The 15,292-nt window shown below is 42.2% G+C and carries 15 protein-coding genes and 2 tRNA genes; 10 read left to right on the top strand and 7 right to left on the bottom strand.

Annotated elements, in window-relative coordinates; all coding sequences use genetic code 11:
- The first annotated feature begins 308 nt into the window (after positions 1–308).
- Together ATG66_RS12855 and ATG66_RS12850 are read left to right on the top strand one after the other, a co-directional pair.
- Positions 309–385: transfer RNA gene (locus ATG66_RS12855), tRNA-Val, on the top strand.
- A gap of 31 nt (positions 386–416) precedes the next feature.
- Positions 417–493, top strand: a tRNA-Val gene (locus tag ATG66_RS12850).
- A 287-nt stretch (positions 494–780) separates the two neighbouring features.
- On the opposite strand, the gene ATG66_RS12845 is transcribed toward ATG66_RS12850, so the two are convergent.
- Together ATG66_RS12845 and ATG66_RS12840 are read right to left on the bottom strand one after the other, a co-directional pair.
- The gene (locus ATG66_RS12845; protein WP_179885659.1) at positions 781–1,494 is read right to left on the bottom strand and encodes a DUF2877 domain-containing protein; all 714 of its coding nucleotides are present in this window, start codon (positions 1,492–1,494) and stop codon (positions 781–783) included.
- A 164-nt stretch (positions 1,495–1,658) separates the two neighbouring features.
- A complete protein-coding gene (locus ATG66_RS12840; protein WP_098415667.1) occupies positions 1,659–2,528 on the bottom strand; it encodes a LysR family transcriptional regulator in 870 nt (289 codons plus the stop codon).
- Positions 2,529–2,792: 264 nt separating this feature from the next.
- Here ATG66_RS12840 and ATG66_RS12835 point away from each other — a divergent pair, with 264 nt between their 5' ends.
- Positions 2,793–3,971 carry an MFS transporter gene (locus ATG66_RS12835; protein WP_257145752.1) on the top strand — a complete coding sequence of 393 codons (1,179 nt, stop codon included), beginning with the start codon at positions 2,793–2,795 and terminating at the stop codon, positions 3,969–3,971.
- 131 nt (positions 3,972–4,102) lie between these two features.
- Here ATG66_RS12835 and ATG66_RS12830 read toward each other — a convergent pair whose 3' ends face one another.
- Complete coding sequence (locus tag ATG66_RS12830; protein ID WP_098415665.1) at positions 4,103–4,990, bottom strand: DMT family transporter; 888 nt, start codon at positions 4,988–4,990, stop codon at positions 4,103–4,105.
- Between the two features lie 110 nt (positions 4,991–5,100).
- Here ATG66_RS12830 and ATG66_RS12825 point away from each other — a divergent pair, with 110 nt between their 5' ends.
- From ATG66_RS12825 to ATG66_RS12815, 3 genes are all read left to right on the top strand, one after another.
- Positions 5,101–5,583: a MarR family winged helix-turn-helix transcriptional regulator gene (locus ATG66_RS12825; protein ID WP_098415664.1), complete on the top strand. Its 483-nt coding sequence runs from the start codon at positions 5,101–5,103 to the stop codon at positions 5,581–5,583.
- A gap of 123 nt (positions 5,584–5,706) precedes the next feature.
- A complete protein-coding gene (locus ATG66_RS12820; protein WP_098415663.1) occupies positions 5,707–6,141 on the top strand; it encodes an Mpo1 family 2-hydroxy fatty acid dioxygenase in 435 nt (144 codons plus the stop codon).
- A gap of 239 nt (positions 6,142–6,380) precedes the next feature.
- Positions 6,381–6,701 carry a hypothetical protein gene (locus ATG66_RS12815; protein WP_098415662.1) on the top strand — a complete coding sequence of 107 codons (321 nt, stop codon included), beginning with the start codon at positions 6,381–6,383 and terminating at the stop codon, positions 6,699–6,701.
- Positions 6,702–6,779: 78 nt separating this feature from the next.
- On the opposite strand, the gene pilW is transcribed toward ATG66_RS12815, so the two are convergent.
- Both pilW and metA read right to left on the bottom strand, forming a co-directional pair.
- On the bottom strand, positions 6,780–7,505 hold the full coding sequence (pilW, locus tag ATG66_RS12810) for a type IV pilus biogenesis/stability protein PilW (RefSeq protein ID WP_098415661.1): 726 nt from the start codon (positions 7,503–7,505) through the stop codon (positions 6,780–6,782).
- Positions 7,506–7,652: 147 nt separating this feature from the next.
- Positions 7,653–8,594 (bottom strand): homoserine O-acetyltransferase MetA, encoded by a 942-nt coding sequence (gene metA / locus ATG66_RS12805; RefSeq protein ID WP_098415660.1) that lies wholly within the window; start codon positions 8,592–8,594, stop codon positions 7,653–7,655.
- A gap of 352 nt (positions 8,595–8,946) precedes the next feature.
- Here metA and ATG66_RS12800 point away from each other — a divergent pair, with 352 nt between their 5' ends.
- The 3 genes from ATG66_RS12800 (at position 8,947) to ATG66_RS12790 (ending at position 11,255) form a co-directional block, all read left to right on the top strand.
- A complete protein-coding gene (locus tag ATG66_RS12800) occupies positions 8,947–9,333 on the top strand; it encodes a hypothetical protein (RefSeq protein ID WP_098415659.1) in 387 nt (128 codons plus the stop codon).
- A gap of 123 nt (positions 9,334–9,456) precedes the next feature.
- Complete coding sequence (locus ATG66_RS12795) at positions 9,457–9,792, top strand: DMT family transporter (protein WP_179885687.1); 336 nt, start codon at positions 9,457–9,459, stop codon at positions 9,790–9,792.
- A gap of 509 nt (positions 9,793–10,301) precedes the next feature.
- Positions 10,302–11,255: an LpxL/LpxP family Kdo(2)-lipid IV(A) lauroyl/palmitoleoyl acyltransferase gene (locus tag ATG66_RS12790; protein WP_098415657.1), complete on the top strand. Its 954-nt coding sequence runs from the start codon at positions 10,302–10,304 to the stop codon at positions 11,253–11,255.
- Between the two features lie 147 nt (positions 11,256–11,402).
- On the opposite strand, the gene ATG66_RS12785 is transcribed toward ATG66_RS12790, so the two are convergent.
- Complete coding sequence (locus tag ATG66_RS12785; RefSeq protein ID WP_098415656.1) at positions 11,403–12,875, bottom strand: carboxypeptidase M32; 1,473 nt, start codon at positions 12,873–12,875, stop codon at positions 11,403–11,405.
- A 234-nt stretch (positions 12,876–13,109) separates the two neighbouring features.
- Between ATG66_RS12785 and ATG66_RS12780 the strand changes: the two genes are divergently transcribed.
- The gene (locus tag ATG66_RS12780; RefSeq protein WP_098415655.1) at positions 13,110–13,748 is read left to right on the top strand and encodes a LysE family translocator; all 639 of its coding nucleotides are present in this window, start codon (positions 13,110–13,112) and stop codon (positions 13,746–13,748) included.
- A gap of 68 nt (positions 13,749–13,816) precedes the next feature.
- Here the strand turns inward: ATG66_RS12780 and ATG66_RS12775 are convergent, their stop codons facing one another.
- Entirely contained in the window at positions 13,817–15,193 is a 1,377-nt protein-coding gene (locus tag ATG66_RS12775; protein ID WP_098415654.1) for an alanine/glycine:cation symporter family protein, read from the bottom strand.
- Between the last annotated feature and the right edge of the window lie 99 nt (positions 15,194–15,292).

Below are 15,292 nucleotides of genomic sequence, written 5' to 3'. Positions count from 1 at the left end.
TTCGTGCATCTAGTGCATTAAGAGCGTGCGCGCCTTCAGTTATTAGCGTTGTGGGATTTTCGCGATGATGAAACGAAAAAGTGGTTTAGCAGCATCACATCAAAATTAAACCATACGGTTGTTGGTAATGAAATGGTTGGTCGGGTAGAGCTGGTTGTCACTATAAAAAAGGTGAGCCGAGTATTATCACGAAAACTACCTGAAAACAGCGGTAGAGTTTATATTTTCGCCAAACAATTCAAAGTTCGTGAATTTGTGCTTGCACCCTCGTTAGCTTATAGCTAATATCCCTCTCGTTCTAGAGAAATGCGTCCGTAGCTCAGTTGGTTAGAGTATCGCCTTGACATGGCGGGGGTCGGTGGTTCGAATCCACTCGGACGCACCATTCTGAGTTGAATGGTTAGGAACTGAAATTTGGGTCCGTAGCTCAGTTGGTTAGAGTACTACCTTGACATGGTAGGGGTCGGCGATTCGAGTTCGCCCGGACCCACCAAATTTTATACAAAGCCCGCTTTTCAGCGGGCTTTGTTGTATCTCAAGCCAAACTTTCCTTTCTTGTTTACCGTCTTTACTGTTAGTAAGTTTCCGCTTTCTTGCCATCGCTCAATAGGCAGCAATACTGCGTGTGTGCTATGGCTCACATGACATATCGAAAGCCTTGATAAGGTTCGAGCCTCACTTTTAGTGTGACAAGGCATGATGAGTGTTCACATCATTTTGTAAGTTGCCTACAGTTGAGCATTAAGGGGGAGACGTTGAAGACAAAGTTCTAGGGATATGTCATCGAAATAGCTTTAGACCAATAAATATCCCGCATAAAGTATCATGCCCAGAGGTGTGTCCAATCTTTAATAGATTGATTATCTTTCCCTCTATATCTCCACTATTACTGATAGCGGAGTATAATTCGACGATCTCTTGGCTGTATTGTTGATCACAGGCTGAGAATAACATTGCACGACTAACGTCGGTCGTTTTATCAAGTGAATTGAGGCATGCGGAGCTTAATATTGAAAAATATGGGTGTCTGAGACTGTCTAATACAGACAGTAAGCCGACGAGTAGATCATCAGAGGAGGGGGTTAATCCAGAACCAAAGCCGAGAAAATTTGTTAAATCGATAGATGAGGATTGTATTTTTAGCGCTTCAATAAAATCATCCATACGGGGTAGGAAGTAATCTAACAGCATGGGTGAATAATAGCTAACGCTTGAAGAAATAGGCAATTTTTTACTCTGACCTAATATAGAATATATCCCCATTTCTTTTTGATATTTATTTAAATATTCATAAACCATCTTATTTATTTGATTGGGAAAGGCTACTTCGCTACTTAGATAAGGTGAGAATAAAGTCACTGACTGAGGGGGTAGCAGTAGATGAAGACCATGTTGCAGGTGAGTATCTTGTTTAAAGCCCACTTCAATGATCTGATTAGGCAGTAAGCTTTGAAACCATGTCTCGTCGTTGATCATCATCGCGCGAGGGTTCATTCGTTTATTCTTGCACACTACCGAAATCAAACCTAAGTCGCTGCTTAAATTACATGCAGAATTGAATATAGAGTGAACTTTGGTACAAAGTCTAGATTTGACTTCTAGTTCTTTATACAGAGGGTCTGAAATTTTAATAACATCCATATGATTATTTACTGTATTTATATGTGAAATTTTCCAGAGTGTACATATTCCAGTTCAAATAATCGAACCAATGTAATTGCTATTTTATTCAAAACAGGACTGTGCATATCACTAATATACAGCCCTAGATATAGATCATCTGCTGGTGCCAAGGCTTGCAATTCATCGACTACGACATGTTCGTGAGTTTTGCACGTCTGTGGTAACAAAGTAACACCAAAGCCGACAGCGGACGCCGTCATTATAGCGGATAAATTACTACTGCAGTAATTGACTCGGTGGCTATAACCTAAACTGTCTAGTGATGACAGAATATGGTCACGGTACAAAGCACCCGTTGGGAATAACACTAACGGGACAATAGGGTTATGAAAGGTAGGTGCAGAAGCACTATCAAGCCAAACTAAGGGCTCATGTCTATAAGCAAACGCGTTCCCAAGCATGGGTTGCTTTGCTAGAACAATATCATATTTTCCAGTTAAGAAGGATTGGTATAGATCGTTACTTAAGCCTGAAGTGAACTCAAATAAGACGTTATCTGTGCGCTGAAAAGACATAATTGCACGTGTAACGTCGACAGATAAGTCGTCAGGAACGCCAATTTTAATGATCGTTTGTTCGGATGTCGCATTTAAACTATCCAGCATGCTGTTATTGAGCTCAATAATGCGGTGCGCATAGCGTAAAACAAACTCTCCTTTCTCCGTTAATTTGACCTTTTGTGATGTTCTAATTAATAGATTGTCACCGATGATAGACTCTAATCTGTTAATTTGTTGACTGATGGTTGACTGAGAGTTATGGATTCTATCTGCTGCACGAGTAAAACTTCCAGTTTCACATACCGCGATGTAAGTCAGTAATAGCTGCGGGTGGATTAACTTCATCTCTAGGCTCCTTGCTAGTATCCACGATCAAATGGCTAAAAATAACACTATAACTAGCCTAGCTGCTTTATTCGTATGATACATGATGCTCATTATTTATAGTTTTTATCTTGTCATTGTCTGTAAAATTATCACTTTATGATAGAAAATAAAATATTATTCGATTTTTAAATGGCTGTTATTTAAAAAAATAATTTAATAAGATCAAGATCACAGCGTAAAATTTCGCGGTTAAAAAGAATCAATAAGGTGTTTTTTTTGAAAGTGCTCAGTAAATATACGTTTGATATGCGGTCTATAAAGGTTTTTGTTTTAGTCATATTGATTGGACTAAACTTACGACCATTTTTGGTGGCGATAGGCCCTGCAATTGAACAAATTGTTCAAGACACGGGGTTAAACTATTCCACAACATCATTTTTGACCTTAATCCCGATGGCTCTGATGGGGATGGGGGCGTTAATTATCACGCGATTTCCATTCTTAGCGGAAAAAATCAGTTATTTGTTGATTGCACTAATAACGTTAACACTAGGAAATATAATCCGAATTTTTGCCCAGGAAGGGTCGGTGTTAATACTCTCAACCTTCATTTGTGGTGGAGCAGTTGCAGTGATTCAGTCTTGTGTCCCACGCCTGATCAAGCAGCACTTCCAAAAAAATATGCCGATAGTGGTTGGTTGCTATTCAGCATCACTAATGGTTGGCGGGGCATTAGGGGCACTCGTCACGCAAGCGTTAATTACTGAGGGTATAACATGGCAGAAAAGTATGGCTTGGTTAGCATTACCATGTTTGGTTGCATTCATATTAACTTGGCTGATACTGCCTCGCAGTAAACTCTCTCAGAGTGGAAGATCCAATTGGATATTACTTTTTTACCAACGAAGTACTTGGAAACTAGTATTTTTGTTTGGATTGGTCAACGGAGCGTATGCGTCGATTGTAACCTGGTTACCTCCCTATTATCAGAAGTTTGGCTTCACACCAGAGCAAAGTAGTCACATGATCCTTGTATTATCGATGGTACAAGCTGGTTGTGCATTAGTGCTTCCGATAATTATTAAAAAACAAGGTGATCGACGTGCGTGGTTGTTATTGATGCTGGCTTCTTTAATTGTAGGGATGCTGGGAGTTATGTTGTGGCCAACGCTCTATGCCTATACTTGGGCGGTACTATGTGGTGCTGGCTTGGGAGGAGCCTTTTCTATTTGCATGCTGCTTGCATTAGAAAGGTATGAGAGTATCGAGCATTCAAATGCACTTAGTGTGATCATGCAAGGTGGTGGTTTCTTATTAGCGTCATTGTTCCCTCTCATATTTATTCTGTCGGTCGAGTTGTCTCGGCAGTTCCAAACAGGATGGGGGGTACAAGTGTTCGCGTTGTTCTGCGCCGGAGCGATATGTCTTCAGCTTCCAAGTTCGCAAGAGAAGCAACATTAACGCAAGGTGTGCGGATTCAAACACGCTTCTTATTTAGAGGCGTGTTTGATGAAGAAGGGGGCTACTGCGTCTGCTCAATAGGAAGAAATTTCAGAACGCCCGCCTTTATTCTCGGGCGTTAATATATTTTGTTAGGGAGACAGCACTTGTTTTTTGGTTCTTACAGAAGCAATCAGTTGCGGGAGCAATGACATAATAATCATGCCTAGCATCAAGCTGTATTGAAGAGGGGTGAAGGTCTCGCCTAGTAATAGTAGACCGGAAAAAATCCCAGCGATGGGGTTTGCTATACCACCAAATGTGAAGTCAACGACAGACATGCGCTGCAGTAACCACACATACATACCATAACCTAAGGCAGTGTTGAGAACGATAACCCATAGTAACCCTAGAATGTTTGTCATTGATGTATTTTGGACAGCATTCACATATGGGGCCGGGTTAGTTATCGCAAGCACACCCGTTGCGATGGACATGATCACTCCCCCCAAAATCAGCTGCCATGTCACCACCGTCCACCAATGCATTTTTGTCCCTAAGGACTTGGTAATGCTACTGCCTATTACGATACACATAATGGCTGATACCATCGCTAACAAGCCCATTGGATTTAACGTAATAGCACTTGGGTCAAATAAGAACCAAGCTAAGACAATCAACGTGGCTCCGCTTACGGCTTGAATAACAGTTGGCTGGCGTTTGTATACTGCCCAACCAAAAATCATAGCAAATACAGGTACCGAAACCATACCAACACCGGAGATAGCGGAAGGAAGCGTCAACGCCATCACAAAAATGAGGCCAAAGAAGCAAGCGATGTTGATGGTTCCCAGCACAAGCAGCACTTTCCACTCGCTTTTTTTCGGGAAAGACGGTTTTATTGCCAATAATAACAAACCTGCTGGTAATGCTCTTAGCGCGCCCAGCAAAACTGGGGGCCAGTCTGGTACCGTAAATTGTGTTACCGCGTAAGTGGTTCCCCAGAAAAAGGCAGGGATCATTGCAAGTAGAATATTCATGTTAAATATCTTTACATTGAGGTAATTGACTATAAAGGTATAGACAAGGTTGCTTTTTGTAAAGTATCTTTATGTTAAAATAAATATTAAGCAATACTTGGAGAGAAGTAATGGACGCTATTGATAAAGTGGTAGAGCAGTGGGCTAAAGAAAAGCCAGACCTCGACACAAAACCGATGGCAATAATGGGGCGGCTAATGAGGATCGCCAAGCATATGGAAGCTCGCGTTGCCGAGTTGCACAAGAAGTATGATCTTAAAATGGGTGAATTCGATGTTTTGACTACCTTACGTCGAGCTGGCTCGCCATATTGTCTTACTCCCTCTGAACTGATTGCGTCGATGATGCTTACCTCGGGAGCAATGACGAACCGCTTAGATAAGCTGGAACAGAAAGGGTTCATAACGAGAACACACAGCAAAGAAGATCGACGCAGTGTTACGGTTGAGTTGACCGATAAAGGTTTAATGCTAATCGATAAGTTAATCCTAGAACATGTTGAAGTTCAGCAGGCGCTGATTCAGGCCTTGGCAAGCGATGAGAAAGAGCAGATTAACCAAGCGTTAAAGCTGTTATTGCCCCAATTCGAGTGATGCATGTCAGAGTCAAAGTGAAACCAGAAAAGAGAGAAGTGTAAACATTGCAGTGACTAAAAATTCGCACCTTTTTCAACCTCGGGCTATATAAAAAGAAGTAGGCCGAAAAAAGGAAGCAATATGCGAGCACTATCTGAATGGCTAAAGGACTATGGTGAGAGCCATCAAAACCCAATTAATCAAAAAATCCACACTGTTGCCGTTCCGGGTATTTATCTTTCTATCGTCGGACTCATCTGGTCAATCCCTCAAATCCCCATTCTTGGTTTCGAGCTTAATTGGGTCTGGTTAGCTGTCGTGCCCGTGTGGGCCTTCTATTATCGTCTTTCTCTCAGCGTTTTTATGATGATGCTAGGTTACACGCTAGCGTGCATTAGCCTGATCTGGTCATTGGAAATACTGGCGCTTCCGGTGTTACATATTTCCATGCTTTTATTTGGCGTGTTATGGATATTGCAGTTCATTGGTCACAAAATTGAGGGTAAAAAGCCTTCTTTTTTTGAAGACTTTCAGTTTCTGTTGATTGGTCCAATTTGGGTGTTTAGAAAGCATTAACACTGTTCCTTTACACTATTAGGACGTTCTCAAAACTATCTGCCGCCTGAACAACCTGTCATTCTCGTAAACTCAGTATTTTGAGGTTATTTGGAGATATACTTACCTAACCGCGATTAGGTGATATCAACCTTTGTCCAAGCACTCACTTCTGATTCACACTATGATTAACGTGCGACGAAAGCATTTAACCGTAATGTTTATTCTGAGTGACATTGTCACTTTTAGAGGGGGGAGAAATGTACAACCGCGAACACAAGTACGTTTATTGGCGAGAAGAACGTAAGAAAGGTAAGTGGCATTACATCATGAAATCATTTTTTATGATTTTCTGTACATTATTGCTCGGTAAAGTTATAGGGTTGTTTATCTTTGGGGAGCTGCATTCATTTAATGACATATTCGAGCAGCTACCCGCGGATTTTTTTATCATGATGATCGTTGGTTTCCCTATCAGTGTTATCGGGTGGCATCACGAGGAATCAAAGTTTTTCCGAGCGTTACGACGTAGAGAGAAACAATTGAAAAATGAAGGTAACAATAAATCCAAGCCAAATTAACCACTTGATCCACAGGCTGCCAATATATACCCCAAACATCTTAGATTATTTGGATATCGATTTTCTCGTTGGCTAGAATTAAGACATCTGCTCTAACTGTTTCTGATATTTTTGCTCTAGTGATTCATTTCCTGCCGCACGCTCTAATAGAATCATTAGTTGTAAAGAGGGTTTCTTGATGCCATACGTTTGGTTAAATCTCAGCAATCTTATTCTTGCGTCAGTGTAGTTCCCTTCCTCAATCTCTAGCTTAGCAAGTTGTAGAATAGAACTGGGCCTGTGGGGATCGTGGTCAATCGCGCGAGCGAAGTAGTATTGTGCTTTATCTCTATTTTGCGATTTTAATGCGCAAAATGCGGCATTTTCGTAGCTGGCAGGAATGAGATAGTAGTAGGGTTGTTTAATCGCACGATTAAACATTTGATCTGCTTTTTGGAAGTCGCCTCGTTTGCAAAGGAAGGTACCATAATTATTTAGTACGTTGCCGTTTTTAGCGTGTTGGCGTAACGAGCGTTTATACATTTTTTCGGCTTTGGAATCTTCACCAACGGTTTCGTAGTAATGAGCCATGGATAATTGAGCTCGATAGTACTGTGGCGCGTGAGTTAAAGCTTGCTGTAGATTGTCATGAGCGCGAACCATATTACCACCCTCTAAGTAGCCAAGGCCAAGAGCGATACGTGACTCTGCCATTTCCACCGGATCCGCTTTTGCTATGAGACCGCCATCTTTGTTTACAGTGACGCAGCCTACGAGTGCAACTTGAGATATCAATATAAGTGCACTTAGCTTAATTGTTTTCATTCTTCGTCCCTACATCCCTGAATCTCACAGCATAATATGAATTACCCAGCAAAAGCCCATGGAGGAAAAATTACTATGCGATCAGGTTTGCAAACTAGTATAAAAAAGCCGCGATATGGCGGCTTAGTTCACATGCTTAGTAAAGCTCTAATCGTCTTTAGTGAAAGCCTCCTCACTAAAGTGGTCAAGGTCGTAAGGGGTTTGTTGGTAAACGCAGTAGTTAAGCCAATTTAAGAACAATAAATGTCCGTGACTTCTCCAACTCGCAATCGGAGGGTTATCTGGATTGTTATTCTGATAATAATTGACCGGAATAGCGGGTTCCATGCCTTCACTCAAATCGCGAACATATTCGTTGTGCAATGTGAGAGAGTCGTACTCGGGATGGCCGGTAACAAACACATTTCGCTTGTCTTTTGTTGTCGCTAAATAAACACCCGCGACATCTGACGTCGCGAGAATATCCAGATCGGTATGCTCTTCTAAAAAGTGCGGTGAAAAGTCAGCATAACGTGAGTGAGGCGCTAAGAAAGAGTCGTCAAAACCACGCAAAATAGGATGGAATTGATTGTGAATTTGGTGATGATAGACGCCAGACAATTTCTCTTTACGTGTTTTTTTTGGAAGATCGTAAAGTAATTTTAAGCCTGCTTGAGCTGCCCAGCACACATACAGAGTGGACGTTACATGATCCTTTGCCCACTCCATAATCGTTTTAAGGTGGTCCCAATAGATAACGTCTTCAAACTGAACTAATCCAAGCGGTGCTCCGGTGATGATCATACCGTCGAAGTTTTTACCCTTTACCATTTCAAATTGTCGATAAAAAGTATCCAAGTGTTCGGTTGGCGTGTTTTTACTTGGACGGTTGTCAATGCGAAGCAGTTCGACGTTTACTTGCAGTGGGCTGTTTGAGAGTAGGCGTAGAAACTGAGTTTCAGTTTCTATTTTTTTTGGCATCAAATTCAAGATCAGGACTCGCAAAGGTCGTATTTCCTGACTCGCGGCACGCGTCTCACTCATGACGAAGATGTTTTCTGTCCTTAGTACATCAGTAGCTGGTAATTGGTCTGGAATTCTAATTGGCACGACTTTCTCTCCCTAAGTCCCTAAGTGAAGTTATTGTAGACGTCTATACTTCTAAAACTAACTTAATTAAGTTTAGATGTCGACACGAAATATGACTTTTAAATCGGGTCTTGATGCTATTAGGCTTCACCGTCCATGCGTGGTCATATGATTGTGATTAGAGCAGAGTTTCTGGTCAGATTTGTTTGAAAAGCCGTGAGTACTATTTGATGGTGGTTATGAGATCAAGTTAGTATACAAACGTGACTTAAATAGCAACCTAGTCCCTCATTCATGAACCATAATAAGAAATAGTCAGCGCATGAGTGTGCGCACATATAAATATCAGTCAACATCGTCAGTGGAGGACATTATGTTCGGTATTTTTAAGAGAAAAACAAAAATTCAGAGCATCGCTCAAGAGGTTCCTAATGTGCTACTGCGCTCGTTTGGCGATAAAGACACTTATGCGCCGAAAGAGATTGATCAAGCCCTTAAGGAGCTTGGTTATGATAAGAGTAAGGATCTGAGTCATTATCAGTATGCGTATGGAATGTTCGCCAATGAAGCATTTTACGTGCAGCTAGGGTTGACGGATGAGTTAGGTAACTATGGTCACTTTCAACGTGAAGTGGGTAAGATGTTGCTCAATACACCAGAGCCGATTGATATGCACATCTATTTTGCTATTTCTCAACAATACCAGAAAGTGGGTCACGCTCCATCTCGTCGAGGACTAGGAGAAGGCGATGGCGCTTAGTCACTAATATCGGTGTAGCATCATGAGATGAGTTGGGTATAATGCGCGGCTTAATATCCTGACATATTGTCGGTTACCATTTCCGTTGAGCGTTGATGCCTTATGTTCAAAATGCTTGTCTCTATGCCGCCGATGATGGCGTTATCGATAGCAATTGTGTGTGAAGTTATTGCTACTTCCTATATTCCCAAAACAGAGCAATTTACAAAAATAATGCCAAGTACGATTGTATTGGTTGGCTACAGCATTGCTTTCTTTTTATTATCTGTAACGATGAAAACGATGCCTGTCGGTGTCGTATATGCGATATGGAGTGGGGCTGGGATTGTGCTTATCGCGACCGTTGGTTACTTTGTTTATGGGCAGCGGCTTGATTTACCAGCGTTGGTTGGAATTGGGTTTATTATCATGGGAGTAACGATAGTGAACCTGTTATCAAAAACAGTTGGACACGGATAGCGGTGTTTAAGTAAATAGAGGACTTCTTTCCTACTGGATATATATCATACGCTGTGTTCGCATTGTTCTGCCTGTAATAAGCGATTGCACTCCGAATCTTGACCTTATCCCAAGGTTAAGGCCTAGATTAACTTGAAACTGTCTTATTTACTTAAATTCATTGCGGTTTTTTTTCTGATTATTTTTGTGATGGCGGCTCTTTGGGGATAAAAATTTAGCGAGGCTGATACTAAATTCAAGATCTGGAAAGCACTCGGTTATATCTATCCCAACTTTCACAAAGAGAGTAGATCAATTGCTCCAATCGATGTTACCGTGGCCGTTCATTTTTTGCCGCTTTTACATTTTCTACATATTCCTGCAAGGTTCTTATTGTGTAGTGTGTCGAAGAACTATCAAACCCGCGCGCTTTAATTTATGCAGTAAGCGCTATCAATGATAGAAAGCTTAACCAATTATCATTACTTTTTAATTACTTATAATAGATGGGCACATCTGACGATACTCACATGAATAAATACAAAATGCCTAAATTTAAGGCTGAATTTCTATTGCCTCGTTATTGGGGAACCTTATCCATCATTGGAATGATGTACCTACTCAGTCTCCTTCCTTTCAAAATTCAATTAGCATTGGGTCGTGGTATCGGTCGTTTAGCCATGCGTATCATGAAAAAGCGTCAAGTTACGATCAGGCGTAACCTTGAGCTCTGTTTTCCAACCATGAAAGAAAGCCAACGCGAGGCGATTTTAAGAGACAACATCGACAACACCGGCATCGCGTTGTTTGAAACAGCAATGGCATGGTTTTGGCCCGACAAAAGAGTCAATAAACACGTTACGATTGAAGGGATGGAACACTTAGAAGCGTTAGAGAAGTCGGGTAGAGGCGTGTTAATGCTTGCTGTCCATTCTATGAATTTAGAGCTAGGTGCTCGTGCGTTTGGCATTAAAAAGTCAGGGACGGGGGTTTATCGCGCCAACAACAATCCGTGTTTCGATTACTTTCAATACAAAGGGCGTTCACGTTCTAACCGTACTCTGATCGATCGTAAAAACGTTAAAGCCATGCTGAAGACACTGAAATCAGGCGGGCGTGTTTGGTACGCACCCGATCATGATTATGGCGCTAGACGTTCAACGTTTGCTCCTCTGTTTGCTGTTAAGAATGCTTGTACAACAACAGGCACCAGTATACTAGTTGATGCAACGGATTGCGCGATTGTACCTTTTACTATGGTAAGAGGCGAGAATGGGCATTATACATTGACCATTAGTGCGCCCGTTGACGGTTTTCCAAAAAATGACCTTAAGGGCGCTGCGATTTTTGTCAACAAAATAGTGGAATCGTCGATTATGGCTAGCCCGAGCCAATATATGTGGCTACATCGCCGTTTTAAAACGAGACCGGACGGTGAAAACTGCCTGTATAAACCCAAATTGCTCCCCGCACTGGCGCAATAAATAATAAATACAGAAAAGCCCAAGGAGGAGATGCCTTGGGCTTTTTATTCCTATTTAATCAAATAGTTACATCCAGTTCTCGCTGTTTTCTATCACGATAAAAAAGTGTTCGATTGATAGAGAACCTGCTTTCAATTGTTTCCGAATTTATAGGTAACGACTTCTTAAGTGGGCTTGGAAGTGTTGCGCATTGAGCGTCTCCGCCGTCGCTTGCTTCACCAGTTCATCCGTTGTTAGCAAACTTCCTTTGCTCCAAATTTTCTCTGAAAGCCAAGTAAAGATCGGACTTAAATCTCCACTGCAAATAGCTGCGTCAACATTAACCGTTTTACCCATAGCCGCCATAAACTGAGCCGCGTACATCGCACCGAGGGTGTAGCTCGGGAAGTAACCAAATGCTCCGTCCGTCCAGTGAATATCCTGCATACAACCGTCTCTGAAATTACTTTCTGTTGCTAGGCCTAAGTAGGCTTTCATCTTTTCGTTCCACAGCTCAGGCACGTCGGTATGCTTGATCACTCCATTCATTAGGTCGCGTTCTATTTCATAGCGAAGAATAACGTGTGCAGGGTAGGTCAACTCATCAGCGTCTACACGGATAAAGCCTCTTTCTACATGTGTATAGATATTAGTTAGGTTTGCTTGTGAAAACTCGTTGCCTACAAAATGGCTCGATGTAAGCTTAGCAAGATGTTCAATAAACGCGCGGTTTCGACCAATTTGCATTTCAAAGAATAAAGACTGCGATTCATGAATACCCATTGAGCGAGCCTTACCTGCAGGCGTTCCCGCGAAATCTTTTGGTAATCCTTGCTCATAGCGAGCATGACCCGTTTCGTGAACGATACCCATTAATGATTGTACAAATTCACTTTCATCATAACGAGTCGTGATGCGTACGTCTGTCGGTACTCCGCCACAAAATGGGTGGACACTCTCATCAAGTCGACCATGCTCAAAATCAAATTGGAGTAAGTTCATGACTTCTAAGCCAAGTTTTTTCTGTTTTTCAGCCGGATAATGACCATTAGGAAGCAAGGTATGATTTGATCTCTGTTTTTCAATCGCCTCATCAATCAGTGATGGAAGCCATGTTTTTACGTCAGAAAAAAGCTGATCTAATGAAGCCGAATCCGTTCCTGGTTCATAAATGTCTAGCATAGCGTCGTAGGGCGTTGTGCCATTGGCTTCTGACCGAATTTGAGCCTCTTCTTGCGAAAGTTTGACGACTTCGGCCCAATTTTTTTCAAACCCTAGCCAGTCATTTTTTTTACGTTGTGTACGCCATGCATGCTCGCACTTTGATCCTGCGAGAGACTGAGCTTGCACTAACGATTCAGGTAATAGATTTGCTTGTTGCCATCCACGTTTCATTTCACGCAGAACGGCTGTTTCGTTGGCTGATAATGTTTCTTCTTCTGCTTGGTCGAAGAGATCACTAAGGTGTGGTTGAGTCATGAGAGAGTGGATATGTACGTCGAGTTCAGCCATTGCATTGGAGCGGGCTTGCGCACCTCCCGAAGGCATAACGGCAGCTTGATCCCAGCCAATAATGGCAGACAGATGGTCAAAATTGGCGACTTTTTTTGAATGTTCGACGAGTTTTGTAAATGCATTCATGTGACTACTCTTATTTCTTGTTTTCCTAACCCCTCTAACCGGCCACTAAATACTATTAAGGGGGCACTCAAGTTTCTTTTAGGTTGCGTTATCTAATTTACTAATTATTAACAAATAATGATGTATCATTCTCCACAGATTCATCCAGTTGTATAGATCTCATAAAAAAGAAGCTTGCGAATAACTTAGATTGACGGTATTGGTATCCGATTACCAATCAATGATCACAATAATATGGATATTTTAAATTTTGAGGCATTTCTAATTGCCATCACAATTTTAACGCTGACCCCAGGCTTAGATACGGCTTTAGTTATTCGTAATACCAGTCGAGCTGGCTTAAAAGATGGCTGTACGACCAGTTTAGGTATTTGCTTTGGTTTGTTTGTGCATGCGTTCTTTTCAGCGGTAGGGATTGCAGCGCTCCTCGCTCAATCGGCCGAATTGTTCCAAATCGTCAAAATGATTGGTGCAGCGTATCTTATCTGGTTAGGCTTAAGCAGCTTAAAGACACTGATGTCACCGAATAAAGGTATATCAGTGACAGATCAAATCCATGAGGTTTTTAATGGTAAACGTTCGTTCAGAGAGGGGTTTCTATCGAATGTATTGAACCCTAAAACCGCGGTATTTTACTTGGCTTTCCTACCGCAGTTTGTAAACCCAGAAGGGTCGCCTTTGCTGCAATCAATGATGATGGCGTCTGTTCATTTTATCATTGCGATGGTCTGGCAATGTAGCCTAGCGGGAGCATTAAACTCAGCGAAAAACTTACTAAAAAACGCCAGATTTATGAAATGGATGGAAGGGACGACCGGTGCTGTTTTAGTCGCGTTAGGCGTTAAGCTACTTATTGAAAAGCCCGAGGTTTAACTGCGGGCTTTGTTTTTTTACAGCTTCCAACTTGTTTGAATAGCAGCCAGTAACAACTCGTTATTGAATTACACTTTCACTGCGTCAATGTCATCAGGTTGAGTCGATGGACTGAAGAACAGCTTTGTTTCTGCCAACACGACGTGACGTAGAGCGATCAAACCAATGAGGTTAGGAATCGCCATTAGGCCATTTACGATATCAGCCAACAGCCAGATCATATCCAAGTGGAGGAATGCGCCTGAAGCAACCAAACCAACAAAGATTAGCTTATATGGAAGCACAGCTTTGGTACCAAAAAGGAAGACCACGCAACGTTCACCGTAGTAGTTCCAACCAAGAATGGTCGTAAACGCGAAGAACATGAGGCCGATAGACACCAGCATTGGTCCAAATGTGTCGGCGTTTAGGCCAACCGCAAACGCATGAGTCGTCATTGCTGCACCGGCGAAGTCACTTTGCCATGCACCTGTCAGGATTAAAGCAAGACCCGTCATCGTACAAATGATAATGGTATCGAAGAAAGTACCCGTCATTGAAATCAGACCTTGTTTTACGCAAGAATCTGTTTTCGCTGCCGCCGCCGCCATTGGTGCACTACCCAAACCGGATTCGTTTGAGAACACGCCACGTGCAATCCCCGATTGGATAGCCAACATGATGCTTGCGCCCAAGAAGCCACCTGTCGCTGCCGAGGATGTGAATGCAGATACCAATACCAACTCAACGGCGTTTAGCAATTGGTCGGCATTCATGATGATCACACTTAAGCACGCCAATACATAGAGCACTGCCATTGTTGGGACCACTTTACCTGCCACGTTTGCAATTGACTTAATACCACCTAAGGTAACAACTGCCACCAAAAAAGTGAGTACAAACGCAGATAGTTCACGGTCGACACCGAGAGATATCTCACTGGCGTCCAGAATCGCGTTCACCTGTGGAAACGTACCAATACCAAAGCAAGCGACACCCAAAGCAAATACCGCAAACATGATGGCAAGAGCTTTTGAACCAACGCCATATTGCAGGTAGTACATTGGACCGCCGATCATTTGGCCTTTATCGTCAATACGACGGTATTTTACCGCCAACAAGCATTCAGCGTATTTGGTTGCCATTCCAAACAGAGCAGCAAGCCACATCCAAAAAAGGGCACCTGGTCCACCAAGTTTGATTGCAGTTGCAACACCGACAATGTTACCTGTACCGATAGTTGCAGATAGTGCAGTACAAAGTGCTGCAAAGCTAGAAACATCACCTTGTTTATCAGATGATTTATCTTTACTGAATACCATCGCTAACGCAGTAGGGAGGTGTTTAAATTGGATCAAACCTAAGCTAAAAGTAAAGTAAACACCGGTGCCCACAAGCAAAATAAGCAGCGGTGGACCCCAGACAAGGTTATCTATGGTTTGTAGTAAAGATTGTAGGTCGTTCATGATTTCCCCTTAATAAAAACAACTAACTAAGGAGAAGAGGGAAAGGACGAAATCAATGATCTCTAATCGAACTGAGCTATTTATTGAAGGCGGGAGGGC

This window comes from Vibrio sp. ES.051, from assembly GCF_002563795.1.
Lineage (GTDB): Bacteria > Pseudomonadota > Gammaproteobacteria > Enterobacterales > Vibrionaceae > Vibrio.
Note: the sequence above shows the minus strand (reverse complement) of the source record. Positions and strands in the feature narration are given on the sequence as shown.